This is a genomic window from Amycolatopsis sp. cmx-4-61 (assembly GCF_046548775.1).
GTDB lineage: Bacteria > Actinomycetota > Actinomycetes > Mycobacteriales > Pseudonocardiaceae > Amycolatopsis.
Genome location: NZ_JAEBEI010000005.1, coordinates 341356 through 361212, shown reverse-complemented (window position 1 = coordinate 361212; position 19857 = coordinate 341356). Strand labels below are relative to the sequence as shown.

General features: G+C 72.7%; 21 protein-coding genes. 11 read left to right on the top strand and 10 right to left on the bottom strand.

Going from position 1 to position 19857, the window contains the following annotated elements; all coding sequences use genetic code 11:
* Positions 1-25 precede the first annotated feature (25 nt).
* The 5 genes from bioB to ACLJOU_RS18625 all read left to right on the top strand — a co-directional run bounded on the left by bioB (position 26) and on the right by ACLJOU_RS18625 (position 3493).
* The gene (bioB, locus tag ACLJOU_RS18645; protein ID WP_410568902.1) at positions 26-1039 is read left to right on the top strand and encodes a biotin synthase BioB; all 1014 of its coding nucleotides are present in this window, start codon (positions 26-28) and stop codon (positions 1037-1039) included.
* Positions 1026-1229, top strand: a complete 204-nt coding sequence (locus ACLJOU_RS18640) for a hypothetical protein (protein WP_410568901.1) — start codon at positions 1026-1028, stop codon at positions 1227-1229. Before bioB ends, ACLJOU_RS18640 begins: the two co-directional genes overlap by 14 nt.
* Positions 1230-1325: 96 nt before the next feature.
* Positions 1326-1922 (top strand): DUF2567 domain-containing protein, encoded by a 597-nt coding sequence (locus tag ACLJOU_RS18635; RefSeq protein ID WP_410568900.1) that lies wholly within the window; start codon positions 1326-1328, stop codon positions 1920-1922.
* A 48-nt stretch (positions 1923-1970) separates the two neighbouring features.
* Complete coding sequence (locus tag ACLJOU_RS18630; RefSeq protein WP_410568899.1) at positions 1971-2999, top strand: M48 family metallopeptidase; 1029 nt, start codon at positions 1971-1973, stop codon at positions 2997-2999.
* Between the two features lie 356 nt (positions 3000-3355).
* Positions 3356-3493: a hypothetical protein gene (locus ACLJOU_RS18625; protein ID WP_410568898.1), complete on the top strand. Its 138-nt coding sequence runs from the start codon at positions 3356-3358 to the stop codon at positions 3491-3493.
* A gap of 63 nt (positions 3494-3556) precedes the next feature.
* Here the strand turns inward: ACLJOU_RS18625 and ACLJOU_RS18620 are convergent, their stop codons facing one another.
* Both ACLJOU_RS18620 and ACLJOU_RS18615 read right to left on the bottom strand, forming a co-directional pair.
* Entirely contained in the window at positions 3557-4273 is a 717-nt protein-coding gene (locus ACLJOU_RS18620) for an LON peptidase substrate-binding domain-containing protein (protein WP_410568897.1), read from the bottom strand.
* A 40-nt stretch (positions 4274-4313) separates the two neighbouring features.
* Positions 4314-4946, bottom strand: coding sequence for an NUDIX hydrolase (locus tag ACLJOU_RS18615; protein WP_103339831.1), 633 nt, complete (start codon positions 4944-4946; stop codon positions 4314-4316).
* Positions 4947-5058: 112 nt separating this feature from the next.
* Here ACLJOU_RS18615 and nadA point away from each other — a divergent pair, with 112 nt between their 5' ends.
* The 4 genes from nadA to ACLJOU_RS18595 all read left to right on the top strand — a co-directional run bounded on the left by nadA (position 5059) and on the right by ACLJOU_RS18595 (position 9824).
* The gene (gene nadA, locus ACLJOU_RS18610; protein ID WP_410568896.1) at positions 5059-6069 is read left to right on the top strand and encodes a quinolinate synthase NadA; all 1011 of its coding nucleotides are present in this window, start codon (positions 5059-5061) and stop codon (positions 6067-6069) included.
* Positions 6066-7709, top strand: coding sequence for an L-aspartate oxidase (locus ACLJOU_RS18605; RefSeq protein ID WP_410568895.1), 1644 nt, complete (start codon positions 6066-6068; stop codon positions 7707-7709). The genes nadA and ACLJOU_RS18605 overlap by 4 nt, the downstream gene beginning before the upstream one ends.
* Positions 7706-8599: a carboxylating nicotinate-nucleotide diphosphorylase gene (gene nadC / locus ACLJOU_RS18600; protein ID WP_410568894.1), complete on the top strand. Its 894-nt coding sequence runs from the start codon at positions 7706-7708 to the stop codon at positions 8597-8599. Before ACLJOU_RS18605 ends, nadC begins: the two co-directional genes overlap by 4 nt.
* A gap of 73 nt (positions 8600-8672) precedes the next feature.
* The gene (locus ACLJOU_RS18595; RefSeq protein WP_410568893.1) at positions 8673-9824 is read left to right on the top strand and encodes a S8 family serine peptidase; all 1152 of its coding nucleotides are present in this window, start codon (positions 8673-8675) and stop codon (positions 9822-9824) included.
* Positions 9825-10108: 284 nt separating this feature from the next.
* Here the strand turns inward: ACLJOU_RS18595 and ACLJOU_RS18590 are convergent, their stop codons facing one another.
* The 6 genes from ACLJOU_RS18590 to ACLJOU_RS18565 form a co-directional block, all read right to left on the bottom strand.
* The gene (locus ACLJOU_RS18590; protein ID WP_410568892.1) at positions 10109-10462 is read right to left on the bottom strand and encodes a hypothetical protein; all 354 of its coding nucleotides are present in this window, start codon (positions 10460-10462) and stop codon (positions 10109-10111) included.
* Positions 10459-11727, bottom strand: coding sequence for an alpha/beta hydrolase (locus ACLJOU_RS18585; RefSeq protein WP_410568891.1), 1269 nt, complete (start codon positions 11725-11727; stop codon positions 10459-10461). The genes ACLJOU_RS18590 and ACLJOU_RS18585 overlap by 4 nt, the downstream gene beginning before the upstream one ends.
* Complete coding sequence (locus tag ACLJOU_RS18580; protein ID WP_410568890.1) at positions 11727-13058, bottom strand: WXG100 family type VII secretion target; 1332 nt, start codon at positions 13056-13058, stop codon at positions 11727-11729. The genes ACLJOU_RS18585 and ACLJOU_RS18580 overlap by 1 nt, the downstream gene beginning before the upstream one ends.
* Complete coding sequence (locus ACLJOU_RS18575) at positions 13055-13441, bottom strand: hypothetical protein (RefSeq protein WP_410568889.1); 387 nt, start codon at positions 13439-13441, stop codon at positions 13055-13057. Before ACLJOU_RS18575 ends, ACLJOU_RS18580 begins: the two co-directional genes overlap by 4 nt.
* Positions 13442-13544: 103 nt before the next feature.
* Positions 13545-13847 (bottom strand): hypothetical protein, encoded by a 303-nt coding sequence (locus tag ACLJOU_RS18570; RefSeq protein WP_003057455.1) that lies wholly within the window; start codon positions 13845-13847, stop codon positions 13545-13547.
* Positions 13848-13864: 17 nt separating this feature from the next.
* Positions 13865-14209, bottom strand: a complete 345-nt coding sequence (locus tag ACLJOU_RS18565; protein WP_071831485.1) for a WXG100 family type VII secretion target — start codon at positions 14207-14209, stop codon at positions 13865-13867.
* A gap of 217 nt (positions 14210-14426) precedes the next feature.
* On the opposite strand from ACLJOU_RS18565, the gene ACLJOU_RS18560 reads away from it, so the two are divergent.
* Both ACLJOU_RS18560 and ACLJOU_RS18555 read left to right on the top strand, forming a co-directional pair.
* Positions 14427-15416 (top strand): hypothetical protein, encoded by a 990-nt coding sequence (locus ACLJOU_RS18560; protein ID WP_410568888.1) that lies wholly within the window; start codon positions 14427-14429, stop codon positions 15414-15416.
* Between the two features lie 32 nt (positions 15417-15448).
* The gene (locus tag ACLJOU_RS18555; protein ID WP_410568887.1) at positions 15449-16861 is read left to right on the top strand and encodes a class I adenylate-forming enzyme family protein; all 1413 of its coding nucleotides are present in this window, start codon (positions 15449-15451) and stop codon (positions 16859-16861) included.
* A gap of 146 nt (positions 16862-17007) precedes the next feature.
* Here ACLJOU_RS18555 and ACLJOU_RS18550 read toward each other — a convergent pair whose 3' ends face one another.
* Together ACLJOU_RS18550 and ACLJOU_RS18545 are read right to left on the bottom strand one after the other, a co-directional pair.
* Positions 17008-17712: a S1 family peptidase gene (locus tag ACLJOU_RS18550; protein ID WP_410568886.1), complete on the bottom strand. Its 705-nt coding sequence runs from the start codon at positions 17710-17712 to the stop codon at positions 17008-17010.
* 258 nt (positions 17713-17970) lie between these two features.
* A complete protein-coding gene (locus tag ACLJOU_RS18545; protein ID WP_410568885.1) occupies positions 17971-19851 on the bottom strand; it encodes an FG-GAP-like repeat-containing protein in 1881 nt (626 codons plus the stop codon).
* Between the last annotated feature and the right edge of the window lie 6 nt (positions 19852-19857).

Sequence of the window (19857 nt, the reverse complement as noted above, 5' to 3'; positions counted from 1 at the left end):
GCACCACCTCGATCAAGGAGCCGCCGTGACCGCAGTCCCGGACACCGACGTTCTCGCCTCAGCGCGCGAGCAGGTCCTCGAAAACGGCGTCGGCCTCGGCGAACAGCAGGTCCTCGACGTGCTCCGGCTGCCCGACGACCGGCTGCCCGACCTCCTCGCCCTGGCGCACGAGGTGCGGATGCGCTGGTGCGGCCCCGAGGTCGAGGTCGAGGGCATCATCAGCCTCAAGACCGGCGGCTGCCCCGAAGACTGCCACTTCTGCTCCCAGTCCGGTCGCTTCCCGACGCCGGTGCGCTCGGCGTGGCTCGACATCCCGAACCTCGTCAAGGCCGCCCGGCAAACCGCCGAGACCGGCGCGACGGAGTTCTGCATCGTCGCCGCCGTCCGCGGCCCGGACCAGCGGCTGCTCTCGCAGGTGCGCGAAGGCGTCAAGGCGATCCGGGAAGACGGCAACGACATCCAGATCGCCTGCTCGCTCGGCATGCTGACGCAGGAGCAGGTCGACGAGCTCGTCGACATGGGCGTCCACCGCTACAACCACAACCTCGAGACGGCGCGTTCGCACTTCCCGAACGTCGTCACCACCCACACGTGGGAGGAGCGCTGGGACACGCTGCGGATGGTCGCCGAAGCGGGCATGGAGGTCTGCTGCGGCGGCATCATCGGCATGGGGGAGACGGTTGAGCAGCGCGCCGAGTTCGCCGTGCAGCTCGCCGAGCTGAACCCGCACGAGGTGCCGATGAACTTCCTCATCCCGCAGCCGGGAACGCCGTACGAGCACTACGAAATCGTCGAGGGCCGCGATGCCCTGCGGACGGTCGCGGCGTTCCGGCTCGCGATGCCGCGCACGATGCTGCGCTTCGCCGGCGGCCGGGAGCTGACGCTCGGCGACCTCGGTGCGGAGCAGGGCATGCTCGGCGGGATCAACGCGATCATCGTCGGCAACTACCTGACCAACCTCGGCCGGCCCGCTTCGGCGGACCTCGAAATGCTCGACGAGCTCAAGATGCCCATCAAGGCCCTCAGTGACAGCCTCTGACCCGGGCTTCTGCGTCCACTGTGGACAGGAATCGCCGGGTGGGGCGGACCACCCGGCGTGCCACAACCCGCGCACGGCGCTGGAGCCGCCGCGGTACTGCGCGTTCTGCGCGCGCCGGCTGGTCGTCCAGGTGAGCCCCCTCGGCTGGACGGCCCGCTGCAGCCGGCACGGCGAGACGGCGAGCGGGTGACGAACCGGCTCGGCCCGCACGACACGGGCGAGCGGCTCACCGGGTTCGCGCACCGACCGGTTACGCTCGGTGTACTGATCGCAGGAGGGAGTCCGGGTGAGTGAGTCGTCGGGACCCGCGCACCGGCCGTCGGCCGTGGCCGGTCCGTGGTCGGTGCCCGTGCTCTTCCGGGAGCGGCGGCCGCGGGTCGTCGTGAAGGCCGACCTGCTGCCCGCCGTCAGCGTGTTCGGCGTCCTCACCGTGCTGTGCTTCCCGCTCGCCCTCGCGTGGGCGCTGCTCGCGCCGCCGGAGCGGGTGCGCATCGTCGACGCCGACGGCACCCAGGGCCCCCTCGAGCTGGAAAGCTGGCACCGCTTCGACGACCTGGCGGTCTTCGGGTTCCTCGCGCTCGGGCTGGGGATCGTCGCCGGCGTCGTCGTCTGGCTGCTTCGCGAACGGCGGGGTCCGGTCGTGTTCCTCGCCGCGGTGCTCGGTGTCACGCTCGCCGCCGCGCTCGCCAAGCTGATCGGCGTCGGCTGGGCGAACGCCTTTTACGTCATCTCCACCCCGCCCACGCTGGGCTCGGTGATCGAGCTGGCGCCGCGCCTGGAGTCGTGGTGGGTGCTGCTGACCGGCCCGCTCGGCGTGTCGATCGCCTACACCCTGCTCGCCACCTGGAACGGCCGCGACGACCTGGGCCGCCGCCTCGGCTGACCGCTTTCCCCTATGGTGTGACGCGTCACCTACAGGGGGGATCCAGAAGTGACTGAGGACATCGAGGCTTCGCGGCACAACGCCGTCCGCTTTCCCGGCATCAGCCCGCGCGCGTACGAGCACCCGGTGGACCGCGGCGCGCTCGCGACGCTGCGCGCGGTGCCCGGCTTCGCCCAGGTCGTCAAGGCCGTTTCGGGCTTCTACAACGAGCGCGGCGAGCGGCTGATGGCGCTGGCGTCGTCGATCCGCGTCGGGCCGAAGCAGTACCCGGAGCTCGACCGGCTGCGCCACGAGTGCGCCGAGACGCTCGACCTGCCCGCGGTGCCGAACGTGTTCGTCTTCCAGGACCCGCGGGTCCGGGCGGAGGCGGTCGGCATGGACGAGCCGTTCGTCCGCGTCAGCACCGGGCTCGTCGAGCTGATGGGCCAGGAGTCCCTGCGGTTCGTGCTCGGGCACGAGCTGGGGCACGTACTGTCGGGGCACGCGGTGTACCGCACGATCATGGTGCGCCTGATCAACCTGCAGCTGGTGATGTCCTGGACGCCGGTCAGCGCGCTCGGCATCCGGGCGGTCATCGCGGCGCTGCGCGAGTGGTTCCGCAAGGCCGAGCTGTCGTGCGACCGGGCCGGGCTGCTGTGCAGCCAGGACCCGACGGCGGCGCTGCGCGCCCAGATCCAGGTCGCCGGCGGCATCGACCCGGCGCGCATCGACGTCCCGTCGTTCCTGCAGCAGGCCGCGGAGTACGAGTCCGTCGAGGACATCCGCGACAGCTTCCTCAAGCTGAAGTCGGTCGAGACGGAATCGCACCCGTTCGCGGTGGTCCGCGCGGCCCAGCTGCAGAAGTGGGCGGCGTCGGAGGACTACCGCGCGATCCTGGCGGGCGACTACGCGCGCCGGGACGCCGACTCCCCGGCGTCGGACTGGAAGGACGACCTCAGGTCGGCGGCCAAGTCGTACAAGGAGTCGTGGAACTCGTCGACGGACCCGCTGACGAAGGCGTTCAGCGACGTCGGGGAGGCCGTGTCCGGTGCGGCCGGGAAGGTGTGGAGCAAGTTCGGCAACGGGTCTGAGGTCTGAGGGTTTGCCGGGTGCTGTTTCCGCTGGTGGCGGAGCAGTTTCTTCGGGGGAGTCTCCGTGGTTGCGCTGGAGGCGAACGTCTTGTGGGCCGGTCGGTGAGACCGCCGCTGTTCTCCACGTCGGGGCGGTATTTCGGGTGCCGTCACGGGGTTGTCCCCAGGGGTTGCCGATTGTGGACAATCGGGCGGGGGTTGCGGCTTCGCCGCCGGATTTGTCGGTGGGTGGCGATAGGCTGGAACGGGGTCAGCCCCCAGGGATGGGTGGGGCCTGTTCTGTGGGGGCGGAGGCTCGGGTTCACGCCTTGGGGCAGCGGGTTCTCCGGATCGCTTACCGTGTGCGTGAGGCAGGGGGCGCGCGTGCGGGCGATCGCGGCCGAGCTGGAACGGCCGATGGCGACGGTCGGCCGCGAACCGCGTCGCCACCGGCACCTCGACGGCGCCTGGCCGCCCGAGCCGGCCGGTGCCCGGTGGGCTCGGCCGGGATCGGCGAACTGATCGCGGTGGGCGATCGTCCAAGAATCCGCCCATGGGTGGGGCCTGTTGTGTGGGGGCGGCGGGTCAGTTCAAGCTGGCCGGGCGGCTGAGGTCGGTCAGCTCACCCGGGGGCAGCGGTACCGCGCCCAGCGTGTTCAGGAACCCCGCCTCGCGGGTCAGCAGGCGGCAGGCGATGCGCAGCCGGCGCAGGGGGTGGCGTTCCTCCAGGAGGCGCTGGCGGTCCTCCAGGGGGAGGAGGCAGTCCGCCGCCAGGACGTACGCCAGCTCGGCCAGCGTCGTGTCCGGGGGCGGGGCCTGCCAGTCGTCGCTGCGCCAGGCCGTTTCGCAGTACCGCTCGTGGGCCGTGCGGGCCACCGCGGCCAGGCGCTCGGCCATGCCGCCCGACGGTGTCGCCGGGTCGTCGTCGACCCACTCCACGGAGGCGATCATGTAGGGGGCCGAGACGCAGTCGAGGTCGCGCAGGCGGAAGCGGCGCCGGGCCTCCGTCACCACGTCGAACCGGCCGTCCGGCAGGCGCTTCGCTTCGCGCAGCACCGTGCTGCAGCCGATCTCGTACAGCTGGTCCAGACCACGGACCTCACGCGTCAGCGACGACCGCAGCGCGACCACGCCGAACTCGCGGCCCGGCACCGTGCCGCTCACCAGGTCCGCCATCAGCTGCCGGTACCGCGGTTCGAAGATGTGCAGCGGGAGCTTGGTGCCGGGCAGCAGCACGGTCTGAAGCGGGAACAACGGCAGGATCGTCGTCGTCGCGTCACTTTCCGATTCCGGCTCGGTCACGCGTCCACCGTAAAGGGAGAACGCCGTCGCCGCAGGATGGTCACCGGTTGGGTGGTTTGAACACGGCAAACGGGTCGGTGATCTGCATGCCCTTGCCGGCGAAGGAGAACAGCGCCGCCGGGCGCCCGCCCGCGCGGCCCGGGGGCGCCGTGTGCCCGGTCGGCACCAGCAGCCCGCGCCGGGACAGCACCCGCTGGAGGTTCGTCGCCGAGACGCGGTAACCCAGCGCCGCCGAATACAGGCCGCGCAGCGCGGAAATCGTGAACTCGTCGGGGGCCAGCGCGAACCCCAGGTTGGTGTACGACAGCTTCGAGCGCAGCCGGTCGCGGGCACGCAGCACGATCGCTTCGTGGTCGAACGCCGTCCGCGGCAGCTTCGCGACGTCGTGCCACTCGGTGTCCTCGGGGACCTCGGGGTCGACGTCCGAGGGCACGAGCCCGAGGAACGCCGTCGCCACCACGCGCGGCCCCGGCACCCGGTCCGGGTCGCTGAACACCGCGAGCTGCTCGACGTGCTTGAGCTGGCGGACGTCCACCTTCTCCGCGAGCTGGCGCCGGATCGACGTCTCGACGTCCTCGTCGGGCCGCAGCCGGCCGCCCGGCAGCGACCAGCGGCCGAGGTGCGGGTCGAGCGCGCGGCGCCACAGCAGCACCCGCAGTGTGTCCGAGCGCACTTGAAGGACCGCGCCCAAAACCTCGTGGGCCAGGGGGGCCTGGGTGTTAAGATGACTTCGCACGGTTTTCGATTGTAAGGCGAAAACCGGAGATCGGTCCAGGAGGGCCAGCATGACTTCGACGCTCGAACAGGACCTCACCCCCTACGGCGGGGTCGAGGCGAACGCGGCTTGGGCCGAGGAGGTGCGGCGCCTGGCGAAGCAGCGCGACGCGGTCCTGCTCGCGCACAACTACCAGGTCCCGGAGATCCAGGACATCGCCGACCACACCGGCGACTCCCTCGCGCTCAGCCGGATCGCAGCGAGCAGCGATGCCTCGACCATCGTCTTCTGCGGCGTGCACTTCATGGCCGAGACCGCGAAGATCCTTTCGCCGGAGAAGACCGTCCTGATCCCGGACGCGCGGGCCGGCTGCTCGCTGGCCGACTCCATCACCGGCGCGCAGCTGCGGGCCTGGAAGGCCGAGCACCCGGGCGCGGTGGTCGTCTCCTACGTCAACACCACGGCCGAGGTGAAGGCCGAGACCGACATCTGCTGCACGTCCTCGAACGCCGTCGACGTCGTCGCGAGCATCCCGGCTGACCAGGAGGTTCTCTTCCTCCCGGACCAGTTCCTCGGTGCGCACGTCAAGCGCGTCACCGGCCGGGAGAACATGCACGTCTGGGCCGGGGAGTGCCACGTCCACGCCGGCATCAACGGGGCCGAGCTGGCCGAGCGCGCGGCCGAGACCCCGGACGCCGACCTGTTCATCCACCCGGAGTGCGGCTGCGCCACCTCGGCGCTGTACCTGGCCGGCGAGGGCGCGGTGGCGCCGGAGCGGGTCAAGATCCTCTCGACCGGCGACATGGTCCACGAGGCGCGCGACACCCGGGCCAAGACCGTCCTGGTCGCCACCGAGATCGGCATGATCCACCAGCTCCGCAAGGCCGCGCCGGGCATCGAGTTCCGCGCGGTGAACGACCGGGCGTCCTGCCGGTACATGAAGATGATCACCCCCGCCGCGCTGCTGCGCTGCCTGCGTGACGGCCTCGACGAAGTCCACGTCGACGTCGAGACGGCCGCCCGCGCCCGTGCCTCGGTGCAGCGAATGATCGAGATCGGGCAGCCCGGCGGCGGCGAATGAGCACGCCGGTTAATGACCCACAGGCGAAAACTCCGGTCTGGGAGGCCCGTGCCGACCTGGTCGTGATCGGCAGCGGTGTCGCGGGGCTGACCGCGGCGCTGCGAGCTCAGGCCCTCGGGCTGCACGTCCTGGTGGTCACCAAGGGCGCGGTCGCCGACGGCAACACGCGCTGGGCCCAGGGCGGCGTCGCCGTCGTCCTGGAGAACGAGCACGACCTCGACGACTCGGTCGCCAAGCACGCGGAGGACACCTTCACCGCGGGCGCCGGCCTGTGCGACGAGCCGGCGGTGCGCGCGATCCTCGACGGCGGGCCGGCCGCGGTGGCCCGGCTGCGCGCCGGCGGTGCGCAGTTCGACGCGTCCGGGAACGGCCTGCTCGCGCGGGCCCGCGAGGGCGGGCACAGCGCGTTCCGCGTGATCCACGCGGGCGGCGACGCGACCGGCGCCGAGGTCGAACGCGCCCTGGTCACGCAGGCCGGGCAGGCGGGGCTGCCGGTGCTGGAGCACCACATCGCCGTCGACGCGCTGCTGACCCCGGGCGGCCGGGTCGCGGGCATCACGGTCCTGGACCGCCACGGCGTGCCCGGCGTCGTCCGCGCGTCGGCCGTGCTGGTGGCCAGCGGGGGGCTCGGGCAGCTCTACCAGGCGACGTCGAATCCGGAGCTCGCCACCGGTGACGGGCTCGCGCTCGCGCTGCGGGCCGGCGCGGCCGTGGCGGACATCGAATTCGTGCAGTTCCACCCGACCGTGCTCTACACCCCGGGCGCGCGCGGCCGCTGCCCGCTGGTCACCGAAGCCGTGCGCGGCGAGGGGGCGACGCTGGTCGACGGCGCCGGCCTGCCGGTGATGCGAGGCGTGCACCCGCTCGGCGACCTCGCGCCCCGGGACGTCGTCGCGGCGGCGATCACGCGGCGGATGGCGACCGCGCCGGGCGGCGTCGACGACCACGTCTTCCTCGACGCGACCTCGATCGCGGGGTTCGCGCGGCGGTTCCCGACGGTGTCCGCGGCTTGCGCGGTGCTCGGGCTCGACCCCGCGGTGGACCCGATCCCGGTCACCCCGGCGGCGCACTTCTCGTGCGGCGGCATCGTGACCACCGTGGACGGACGTTCGTCGGTGGCCGGGCTGTACGCGGCCGGCGAAGTGGCGCGGACCGGCTTGCACGGCGCGAATCGCCTGGCCTCCAACAGCTTGCTCGAAGGCCTGGTCGTCGGGCAGCGCGTCGCCGAAGCCGTCGCGGCGGACCTCGCGGCCGGGCTGCTGGCCGATCCGGCGCGGGGCCGGTTGCCGGCGCGGACCACCGCACCGGCGGCGGACCGCGACTCCCTGCAGCGGGTGATGAGCCGGTACGCGGCCATCGGCCGGGACGCCGACGGGCTCGCCGCGGCCGGTTCGGTGCTCGACCTGTCGATTTCGGACACTCCGTTGTGGACGCATGCGGGCGTCGAGGACGCGGCGCTGACGGTGGTGGCGCAGGCGCTGCTCGCCGCGGCCGTCCGGCGCACCGAGTCGCGCGGCTGCCACGTGCGGTCCGACTTCCCCGCGCGCGACGACGGCTGGCGGCGCAGCCAGCTCATCCGGCTCAGCCCGTCCGGCCAGCCCGTGCTGGCCGACCCGATCCCCCTGGAGGGCGTGGCATGACGTTCCCGATCTCCGACACCGTCCGCGGCCTGATCGCGGCGGCCGGGCTGGACGTCGACGACGTCGAGCGCGTGGTTTCCACGGCGCTGGGCGAGGACCTGCGGTACGGGCCGGACGCGACGACGGCGTCGACGGTGCCGGCCGAGGCGACCGCGGTGGCGGAGCTGACCCCGCGCGTCGACGGCGTCGTCGCCGGGCTGCCGGTGGCGCTCGCGGTGTTCGACATGGTCCTGGGCGACGGCTACGAGGTCCTGGCGCGGCGCGAGGACGGCGCCCGGCTGGTCGCGGGGGAGCCGGCGCTGGTGCTGGCCGGCCCGGTGCGCGGGCTGCTCACCGCCGAGCGCACGGCGCTGAACCTGCTGTGCCACCTCTCCGGCGTCGCCACCGCGACCGCCGCTTGGGTGTCCGAAGTGGACGGAACCGGATGTGCGATCCGGGACTCCCGCAAGACGCTGCCGGGACTGCGGCTGCTGCAGAAGTACGCCGTCCGCTGCGGTGGCGGCGTCAACCACCGGCTGGGGCTCGGCGACGCCGTGCTGATCAAGGACAACCACGTCGTCGCCGCGGGTTCGGTGACGGCGGCGCTGGAAGCGGCGCGTGCGCACGCGCCGGAGCTGGCCTGCGAAGTCGAGGTCGACACGCTCGCGCAGCTCGAGGAAGCGCTGGCCGCCGGGGCCGACGAGGTGCTGCTGGACAACTTCACGCCGGAGGAGTGCCGCCGGGCGGTCGCGCGCCGCGACGAAGTTTCGCCGAAGACGCGGCTGGAATCCTCTGGTGGGCTCACCCTGGATCGTGGTAAGGCCTACGCGCAGTCCGGTGTGGACTATCTTTCAGTGGGCGGGCTGACGCATTCTTCACCGGCGCTGGATCTCGGCATGGACCTTCGCTGACGCCGGGTTCCGGGCTAGACTGACGGTGGCGGAAGTCCTTTTCCGCCACCGTCTTTCGGCTTCGGGGGTTCGGGTGCGGTTACCGGCGGTGCTCGCGGTGGCGGGCCTCGTGGCGGCGTCGGGCGGCTTCGTCGCGCCGGCCGCTTCGGCGCAGGGCTGCGCGAATCCGTCGGGTACCTACACCGGCGAGGTCCCGTGGGGGCAGCGCCTGGTCGACCCGGCGCGGCTGTGGCCGCTGACGCGGGGCGAAGGACAGCTGGTGGCCGTGGTCGGTACCGGCGTCGACGGGCGGAACACGCAGTTCGCGCCCGGCCAGCTCCAGGGCGGGGCAGGCACCGAGACTTCCGATTGCGACGGCCGCGGCACGATCGCGGCCGGAATCGTCGGCGCGCAGCCGGATCCGTCGACGACGTTCGCCGGTGTCGCACCCGGCGTGCGGCTGCTGCCGGTCCGGTACACGACGTCCGACGGCGGCGACCCGGGCGCGCTGGCGGAGGCGATCGACAAGGCCGTGGACCGGCGGGCGGGCGTGATCCTGGTGGCCGTGCCGACGGCGGCCGACAGCCCGGCGTTGTCCGCCGCGGTTTCGCGGGCGCGGGCGGCGGGGGCGGTGGTCGTCTCGGCGGCGTCGGCGACCCAGCAGGGCGCGCGGACGTACCCGACGGCGACGTCCGGGGTGCTGGCCGTCGGGTCGGTGAACCCCGCGGGCGAGCCGGTGCAGACGGAAGCGGGGGACTACGTCGGCGTCGCGGCGCCGGGCGCGGACCTGGTGAGCACGTCGGCGGGGGCGGGCGGCGCGGTGGCACACCGCTGGCCGGTGACCGACCCGAGCCTCGCGGCGGCCTACGTCGCGGGGGTGGCGGCCTTGGTCCGGGCGTACCACCCGTCGCTGTCCGGGGACCAGGTCGTCACGCGCCTGACGTTGACGGCCCACCGCCCGCCCTCGGGCGGGCACGACCCGCGGCTGGGCTGGGGTGTCCTGGACGCGTACGCGGCGGTGTCGTCGACCCTGCCGGCGGACGTCCCGCCGCCGGGCGCGGTTCCCACCCCGGCCTCGGCTCCCGTCGTGGTCCCGGCCGCCGCTCCGGCCCCACGCCGTGCCGACATCGCGGCGGGCACGCTCGCGCTGGCGGGGGTCGCGTTGGCCGCGGCCGCCGGGGTGACGGTGGCGGCGGTCCGCCGCGCCCGCCGCCGCGCCTGGCGCCCCACCCGCTTCACCCCGTAACCCGTGTCGTCCCGCCGATCACGCGTGTCGTCCCTCCAATCACGCGTGTCGTCCCTCCAATCACGCGTGTCGTCCCTCCAGTCACGCGTGATGCCCGCCCAATCACGCGACTTCCGTCCCTGATCACGCGGGTTCGGTGCTCAATCACGCGAGTTCCGCGTATCGGGCCGGTCGGCTCGCGTACCTGGAGGGTCGATTGCCGTGATCCCGGCCGGATCTCGCGTGATTGGGGAGGCATCACGTGTGATTGAAGGGTCATCACTCGTGATTGGGGGGACGACACGTCAGGCTGGGACGGGGCGGGTGGAGCCGATGATCGTGACGGAGCCCGCGATGTGGACCGTGAAGTCCGCGCCATCGCGGGTGAAGCGGGTGATGTGCTCGGCCGGGGTGCTGCGGTCGTGGGACTGCCAGCCGGCGCGGTGCAACACCGGGACGTACGACGCCAGGCCGGCTTCCGGGGACGCCGGGTGCTCCACCCGGACCCCGTACTGCCAGCACAGCAGGTGCCCCGGGCGGATCGGGTCGCAGTCCAGTTCGCCCGAGACCGTCGGGTCCGCCGCCGCGCCGAAGGCGGCCGCGACGTCGTCGATCACCGCGGTCAGCTCGGCCGCCAGGCGGGTCAGCTCCGGCGTCATCGCAGGTCACCGCCCGAGGTGAGGACGCGGTAGATGTTCGTCCACGAATCCGAACCCGGCTTCAGCACGTCGTTGTGCGACGACACGCCCCACAACGCCGAACCGGACGCGTCGTTGCCGGTACCGAGCTCGGTGACGCCGGGGAAGACGTCCGGGTCCGCGCCGTGGCCGATGCCCGTCCACTCCAGGCCCCACGCGTTGCCCTGGGCGAGCACGATCGGGTCGAGCGGCGCCGTCATCGAGAACCGCTGGACGCCGGCCTGGCTCGGCGGCAGGTCGGCCGGGGACCACACGCCGTGGCCCATGCCGGCCGATTCGACGTGCAGGACGCGGTCGACGTCGAGGCCGTGCGCCTCCGCCAGCCCGACCGTCGCCCCGCCGTAGCTGTGGCCGATCGCGGTCAGCGTGACGCCGGAACCGGCGTGGCCCGCGATCTCGCCGCGCAGGTCGTCGGCGAAGTGCTTCAGGTCCGGCGCCATCGCCTGCGCGTAGCTCGCGTCCGGCCCCTGCGCCACCGGGCCCTGCGGGAACACCCCGTCGGCCCAGACGACGACCGCGGTGCGCCCGGTCGGGTCCGCGGCCACCAGGCTGCGCCCGAGACCGGCGTAGGCGTCGAAGTTCGCCAGTTGCGTGTTGACGCCGGGCACGAACAGCCCGACGTTGCGCGTCCCCGGCTCGATGTGCCCGACGAGCTCGGCGATCCGCCCGTTGCCCGCCGGGTCGAACCGGAGGATCTGCCGGTCGTGCGCGAGGATGTCTTCGTACAGCTTGATCCGCGCCCGCGACCGCGCGATTTCGTCGCCGTCGGTCAACGCGGCCAGCCGCGCCCGTTCGGCGGTCAGGGCATCGGCGACCTTGACGCGGTTGCCCGCGATCGCGTGCGCCCACGCGCCGGTGTCGGCCGCACCGCCGATCCCGGCCGGATTTCCCGCCCGCGGCAACGGATCTTCGGGCAGCAGCGCCCGGTACATCGCCGCCACCTGGGCGTCGGCACGCCGGTAGCCGGCCGCGCAGGAAACGAGTCCACTTTGGATCGTCCGCAGCCGGGCCACGTGCGACTCGAGCTTCGAACCCAGCTCCGTCATGGTTTTCTCGAACGTCTTCGCCGCGGCGGCGGACTCGCTCACCCGGCCGAACGCGGTGGCGGGCACCTGCTCGCCCGCCACCGCCGACTGCGCCTGCGCCAGCGCCGCCGCGCGGGATCCGGACTCGCCGGCCACCGCGTCGAGGCGGGCCGGGGCCACGCGGTAGCCCGCCGCCGTCATCAGACGCCGTCTTCGCCGATGACCGGCGGCGCGACCGGCGCCGACTGGCCCCAGACGTTCTCCGTCTCCACCAGCCACGCCGGGATCCGCCGCCCGGACCCCATGTCCCCGCCGCCGCCCATGCCCATCGGCATCATGGGCATCATCGGCATCGCGCTCTTGGCGGCCGCCGCGCCCGCGGCCCCGGCCGCACTGCCGGCGAGCCCGCTCAGCGCGTTGCCCGCGCCGCCGTCGCCGGCCAGGCCGGAGTGCGCCGCCGGCGCTTCCCCGGGACCGGTCAGCCCGCCGCCGACCGGGACACCACCACCGCCGCCGAGGGAAGGCGCGTCACCGCCGCCGATCGGGATGCCGCCCCCGGTGCCGCCCTCGACGCCGGCGCCGCCCCCGCCGAGCTTCGTGCCCGGCGGCTGCCCCTTGTCGTCCTTGTCGTTTTCGGAGTCCTTGTCGTCCTTGGGGTCCTTGCCGGTGGCCCACGACGGCACCTTCGGCATGATCGAGCCGAACCGGCCGAACGCGGCGGCCGAAGCCGCGGCGAGCCCGGCGGTGAACATGTCGCCGAACAGCGGGTTCGACGTCGGCACGGTCGTTCCCGGCGCCACGGTCGTCCCGCCTGCGCCGGGCAGCGGGTGCCCGCCGGTGGGGGTGACGACGACGCCGGAACCGGTCAGGCCGTTGCCGACGAGCCCCGGCGAACCGGCGGTCCCCGCGCCGCCGCCGCCGGCGGGCGGGGTCGTGGGCGTCCGGACGGCGTTCGGCGAAGCCGGGATCGACTCCTCCGCGACGGTGTACTCCCCGGCCAGCTGGGTCATGACGGCGATGGCCTTGCCGTGCGCCGAGCCGGCGGCGTTCGCGGCGGCCTGCTGCGCTTCGACGTTCGCGATGGCCTGCTGACGCTGCTGCGCCGCGGCCTGCACGACCGCGGGGGAGGCGTCCGGCGGCAGCAGGGGCGGGTTCACCGCGAGCGCGACGTCGGCGGGAGCGACGTCCGGCACCGCGACCGGCGGCGGCATCTCCTTCTTGGCCTTCACCAGCGCGTCGGCGGCGTCGCCGAGCATCACGTTCATCGCCTCGGCGGTCTGCGCCACCTTCGCGATGCCGTTCGCGAGGTCGACGATCATGTGCTGGTACTGCTCGGCCGCGCCACCGGTCCACTGGCCGGAGAACTCGGTCAGCTCCGAATTCAGGTTGTGGGCCTGCTCGTGCAGGTGCCGCGCGGCGGACTGCCACTTGTCGGCGGCGTGCCGCGCGCTGTTCGGGTCGCCGGCCTGCAGCATCGCGTACAGCTGCTGGTGGCTGTAGGCGGCGAAGTTCGTGTGCGCGGTGTTCGTCATCCCTTGCCGCTCCCGTTCGTGTCTCCGCCGCCCAGCAGGCCCAGCACCGGGTCGAGCAGGCCGGTGACGGCGCCCGAGGCGTGCAGGTCACCGGCGACCGCCTGGTCGGCGCTGGAGTAACCGTCGGCGACCGTGGTGGTCACGTCCTGGGCGAACCCGATCGCGCTGCGGACCTGGTCGAGCAGGCCCTGCATCTCCGAGACGGCGGCGCGGTGGGCGTCGGCCAGTGACCCGGCCTCGCCGAACTCGCCGAACAGCAGCGGCTCTTCGCCCAGGGTGAGCAGGAAGTCGTTCGGCTTGGCCATCGCGTGGATCTGGGTCTCCAGCTCCCGCACGAAGTCCTTCAGCGATTCCAGGTGGACGTAGTACGACTGGTCGTGCATCGGGTCCCGGCTCTCTTGTCGCACGGACGCGGAAGGGGAAAGCCGGTCGGCCGGTGCGAGCGGGGGGTTTCCCGCACCGGCCGACCGACGTCTGGGGCGGGGGTCAGCCCGCGAACAGGCCCTGGTTGCGGTTCTCCAGCGACTGCTGGAGGTCGTGGGCCTCGCCGACCTTCCCGCCGAACTGCGCGATGATCGCGACGATGTCCGCGGTGGCCTGGCGCAGGCGCGTTTCGGCCTGGCGGGCGGCGTCACCGGCGGAGCTGCCGGAGGCGTACCAGGTCGCGGTGATCGGCTGCAGGTTCTGGTGCAGCTGCTCCAGCTGCGAGGTGAGCGCCTTGGCCTTGGCGGCCAGGGATGCCGAGCTGTGCTGCAGCGCGGCGAAGTTGATTTCGACGACGTCGGCCATGGTGGGCGTCCTCTCGGTCAGGGGTTGAGGCGGGGGAGCACGCCGGAGCCCTCGAGGGTGTGGCCGACCCCCTGGAAGCTCTGGTGGACGTCGGCGTCGCCGCGGCCGTAGTTCGCGTGGCTGGTGTGCACGAGCTGCGACATCGTGTCGAGCTCCTTCACCGCGGCGGTCATCTTCTCCTGCAGCCGCCGCTGGAGGTCCCAGAAGGCCACGGCCTGGTCACCCTTGTAGTTGCGCAGGGCCTCGGTCAGCTCGGACTCCAAGCTGGCCATCGTGGACTTGGCGTTCGTCGCGGTTTCCTCGAAACCCTGGACGGCGCGCGTCATGGCAGCGGAATCTGCCTGGAATCCCGGACTGGACATCGACGGGCCACCTCCTTCCTGAAGCGAATTCCCCGGGCGCGGTGGTCCGCGCGGTGTGAAAGTCACGCTAGGAAAGAGGCCAGTGTGGTCAAACGGCACAACTGCCGGTCGCGCTGACGGCACTATTACCCACGCGAGCGGGGGTAGGGCGGTCCCCACCCCGGCACGGTGGTGCGCTCCAGTGACCCCGGGTAGCCCCGGCGCCAGGCTTGAGGCCATGGCAGACAAGGGAAATCCGCTGGTCACGCTGCGCGCGTGGCACCGCCCGCTGGTGGTGCTCGCCGGGGCGATGGGGGTGCTGTGCGCGGTCTCGCTGCTCGGGCTCCTGGTCGATGATCGCACGCTGGTCAACGCGCCGATCTGGCTGAAGCCGTTCAAGTTCTCCGTGTCGATCGGGATGTACGCGCTGACGCTGGCGTGGCTGCTGACGCACGTGCGCCGCGGCCGCCGCGCCGGCTGGTGGTTCGGCATGCTCTTCGCCGCGGGCATCGGCCTGGACTTCGCGCTGCTGGTGTGGCAGATCATCGTCCGCGGCCGGACGCTGCACTTCAACCAGGCGACCGCGGCGGACAAGATGATCAACAACCTCGTGGCCGGTGGTGCGTACACGGCGTGGCTGATGACCGCCGCCGTCGCCGTCCTGCTGTTGTTCCAGCGCATCCCGGACCGGGCCCTGAGGTCGGCCGTGCGCTGGGGCAGCGCGCTCGCCGTGGTGGGCATGTACGTCGCGACGCTGATGTTCTCGCCGACACCGGCGCAGCAGGCGGTGCTCGAGGCCAACGGCAAGTACTCGACGTTCGGCGCGCATTCGGTCGGCGTCGAGGACGGCGGCCCCGGGCTGCCCGTCGTCGGCTGGAGCACGGTCGGCGGGGACCTGCGGATCCCGCACTTCATCGGCATCCACGCCCTCCAGGCGCTGCCGCTCGTGGCGTTCGGGCTGCTCCTGCTGGCCCGCCGCTACCGGGTGCTCGAATCCGACGTCGTCCGCCGCCGGCTGGTCCGGACCACGGGCGCGGGCTACCTCGGCCTGCTCGCGCTGCTCACCTGGCAGGCCGAACGCGGCCAGTCGATCGTCCACCCGGACTTCTGGACCCTCGCCGCGGCCACCGGCCTGCTCGCGGCCGTCGCCGTCGCGGGCACGCTCTCGCTGCGGTCGCTGCCCCGGCCGCAGGTCGTTTCTGCCGAAATTCTGAGATCCGCGCGGTAGACCGGGAGCCCCCGGGCGAGAGGTGAGTCGCGATGGTCCACCCGCAGGCACTGCTGGACGAGCTGGAGCGCGCTCCGGAGGTCCCCGCGTTCGAACACGGCTCGCGGGTGACCACCCGCGGCGAGCTGCGGGAGCTGATCGGCCGGTTCGCCGCGGGCCTGCGGGCGGCCGGGCTCGGCCCGGGTGACGGCGTCGGCCTGGCCACCGCCGTCACGCCGGAGGGGTTCGCCGCGCTCGTCGCGGTGCACGTGCTCGGCGCCCGCGCGGTCGCGGTGCGGCCGGGGCTGCCGGAGGCGCAACTGCGGCACATCCTGAGCGACGTCGCCGCGGTGGTGGTCGACGACGACACCGTGGTGTCGGACGCCGAGGTGCCGGTGCTGCCGGTGGAGCGCCTGCTGACGGCCTACGCCGAGCCGGTGCCGCAGGGGCAGCTCGACGACATCGCGACGGTGGTGTTCACCAGCGGCAGCACCGGCGTCCCGAAGGGGGTGGCCTACAGCTACCGCGCGCTGACCGAAGGCCGCGTGTGGCGGCCGCCGGTCCCGGGGTCGGCGCACGAGCGGCTGGGGGCCGGGTTCGGGCGGTACCTGCTGTTCGGCACGCTGGCCAGCGCGGTGATGGTCGAGCAGCTGGGCGTGTGCCTGTTCGCCGGCGGCACGGCGGTGATCCCCGAGGGGCTGCCGGACTTCCCGGCGGTGCTGCCGCGGCTGGGCATCACCGCGGCGCTGACGACGGTGCCGCGGCTGCACCAGGTCCTCGAGGTGCTGCGGGACACGGACGTCGACCTGAGCGCGCTGCGGCGGCTGATCGTGGCCGGGTCGCCGGTGCCGCCGCACACGCTCGCCGAGGCGGCCGAGCTGATCGGGCCCGCGATGCACCATGCGTACGGCCAGACCGAGACGGGGATGCTGACGATCTGCCGGGCCGGCGAAGGCGTCGGGTCGGTCGGGAAAGCCTGCGACACGGTGGACATCTCGGTGCGCGAGGGCGAGGTGTGGGTGCGGACGCCGTCGGCGTTCTCGGGCTACTGGCGTGACGAGGCGGCCACGGCGGAGGTCCGGCGCGACGGCTGGGTGCGCACGCAGGACCTGGGGTTCGTGGACGCCGAGGGCTACCTGCACCTGTCCGGCCGCGCGCGGGACGTGGTCATCGTGAACGCGATCATCCACTACACCGGCCCGATCGAGCGGGCGATCGCCGCGTGCCCGGACGTCGACCAGGCGTACGTGGTGGCGGTCCCGGACGCGCGAACCGGCGAGGCGGCGCACGCTTTCGTGGTCCCGGCACCGGGCCGTTCGCCGGACCTCGCCGAGCTGCGCAAGGCGGTGGCGGCCGAGCTGGGGGAGGCGGCGGTCCCGGCGCGGTTCAGCTTCGTGGGCGCGGTTCCCGTGGCACCGTCGGGGAAACCGGACAAGGCGGCCTTGCGGGCGTCCATTATGGACTGACCGCTCCCGGCGCTTCCGCGAGGTCGGCGGGGATGTCGAGTTCGCGGGGCGTGGTGTCGAGGGACCCGGGTGCGGAACTCCATGCCGCGAGCATGCCGCGTGCCGGCCACCCTGGCCGGGAGGCCGGCACGGCGGTGCCGACGGCGTCAGACGCCGGTGGTCGTGCGGATCCAGCTGCGGCTGGCCGCGATGCTCGCGTAGTTCTGCGTGCCCTGCGGGTTCGAACCGGAGTTGTTCCCCGTGGAGCACACCCCGACCTGGAGGCCGTTGTAGAGCTCCGGGCCGCCCGAGTCGCCGTGCCACGCCGAGCCGTTGATGCCCTGGCTGGCGATCGCCGTGCCGCCGAACGCGTCCGTGCTGGTGCCGGTCACGCGCACGTTGGCCGTCTTCAGCGTGCTCGACGGCGGGCTGCTGCCCTGCGTGCGGCCCCAGCCGTAGATCTGGTTGGTCGAGCCGGTCGGCGGGTTGCCGGTGCCGAGCTTCATGTAGGTCGTGTTCACCGCCGTCGACAGGTGCAGCAGGGCGATGTCCCCGTTCGGGGACGCCTTCTGCTGGTCGACGTTGGCGTTGGTGCCCTGCTGGAGCGTCACGCTGCCGACCTTGACGTGCATGCCGGGCGAGTTCAGGCAGTGCTGCGCGGTGAGCACCCACTGCGGGGCGATGATCGTCCCCGAGCACTCGAAACCGCCGTACGTCGTGACGTTGTTCCAGTAGATCTGGGCGCCCCACGGCGCGGAGGAGACCGTGCTCCCGCCGATGATGTCCTGCTGGGCGTCCGCAACCCCCGCTGAGACCAGACTCAGCGCCGCGGCGGCAGCACCCACCGCGGCCACAGCCCTCGACATTCGCATGAAAATGCCCTTCGGCCCAGGTGATCCGGATATCCGTCCCGAACGGGACGACCAGCCCAACGTAAGAGCCGTGAAGGATTTTCGGAACCTACCGAAGTCGGGAGCCCGCCCCGGGAGGGCGCTGGCCGGGTCAGGGGATCGGGTGAGACACGAAGGCCTCCGGTACGTGAAGTGGTTCACTCCACGACCGGAGGCCTTCGCCTGTCAGCGCGACAGGTCGTCACCGCTCAACCCAGGACGCTTGCCCGGGCAGCACAGCTAGAGGACGGTGATCGCCCGGGGTACGGGAACCTCGCTGTTGAACGCGAAGTCGCCGTGCCAGGCCGAGCTGGTGCCGAATTTCGCGCCGGTCGACAAGGAGACGTAGACGTCGCCGGCGGTACCGCGGGTGAAGGTGGCGATGTCGTCCTTGCCGTCGCCGTTGAAGTCGCCGACCGCGGGGATTTCGTTGCCGTAGGCGAAGTAGTCGTGCCACAGGACGCCGCTGCCGTTGAACTTGGTGCCGTCGGACAGGGCGACGTAGACGTCCGCGCCCGTGCCGCGGGCGAAGACGGCGATGTCGTCCTTGCCGTCGCCGTTGAAGTCGCCGACCGCGGGGACCTCGCTGTTGTAGGCGAAGTCGTCGTGCCACTTCACCTCGTTGCCGACGAACCGGTAGCCGTCCGAGAGCGCGACGTAGACGTCACCGGTGGTGCCGCGGGTGAAGGTGGCGATGTCGTCTTTGCCGTCGCCGTTGAAGTCGCCGACCACCGGGGTTTCGTCGTTGGCGGCGAAGTACTCGTGCCACTTCACGGCGTTGCCGGTGAACTTGGTGCCGTCGGACAGGGCGACGTAGACGTCGGCGCTGGATCCGCGGGTGAAAGTGGCGATGTCGTCCTTGCCGTCGCCGTTGAAGTCGCCGACCACGGGGATCTCGTCGTTGGCGGCGAAGTAGTCGTGCCACAGTACGCCGTTGCCGTTGAACTTCGAACCGTCGGACAGGGCGACGTAGACGTCACCGGAGGTGCCGCGGGCGAAGGTGGCCACGTCGGCCTTGCCGTCGCCGTTGAAGTCGCCCGAGAGCGGGATTTCCGAGCCGATCGAGAACCGGTCGTGCCACCGCACGCTCGTGCCGTTGAACTTCGTGCCGTCGGAGCCGGCCACGAAGACGTTGCCGCTCGTGCCGCGCACGAACGTGCCGATGTCGGCTTTCCCGTCGCCGGTGAAGTCGGTCAGGGACCGGGTGCCGGTGGTGGTGGCGAAGTCGTTGCTCCAGCCCCCGGCGGACGAAATGACCAGGTAGTGCCAGGTCTTCCGGGCCGTGGCCGAGTGCAGGAGCGTGGTCCCGGACGTCGAGCCGATGAACTGCTCGGCGCTGTAGGCCGCCGCGCCGTCGGGGCTGGCGTAGACGGAGTACGTCGCGTTGTCGGAGGCGGCGACCGGCGTCCACGACACCGTGACGCCGTGGCCGACCGCCTTGGCCGTGCCGACGATCGCCTGGTCGCGGATCCAGCGGCTCAGGTCGTCGGCCCGGGCGGCGGTCGTGCCCTGCCGGGTCTCGGTCTCCCCGAAGCAGCCGTGCTGCCAGGACGCCCCGGCCACGCCGGCCAGCGTGCCGTCCGCGCGGAGGACCGGCGCACCGGCGTCGCCCTTGCAGGCGTCGGTCGCGCCGGTCAGTGACAAGGTCGTCGCGCCGGAGGCCGAGACGGTGAACTTGCCGACGTGGGCCTCGTTCGGCACCCACTCGGTGGCGGTCCGGCCCCAGCCGGCCAGCGACAGCTCCTCCGAAGCGCCGGGCACGCCCGCGTCCGCGGCGAGCTTGGGCGTCGCGACATCGGTGATCGTGGTGTCGATCCGGACGAGCGCGACATCGCGATCGGTGCGGGGGATCACCGCCGTCACCTTCGCGACGTGCGATCCGACGGTGACGCTGACCGGCTTGGCCGGCGGGTTCTCGGGGAAGCAGCTCGCCGCCGTCAGGACGAGCGTGGGTTCGACGAGCGCGCCGCTGCAGGCGCGGCCCTCGGTGGTGATCTTGGCCGCGAAGCCGAGATTCACCGCCGCCGGGCCGGGCACGGCCGTCGCGGGGACCGCGGCCACCAGGCCGGCGACGGCGACGACCGCCGCGACCGTGGCCGCTCTTCGGGAATTCGTGCGCATGGAGGG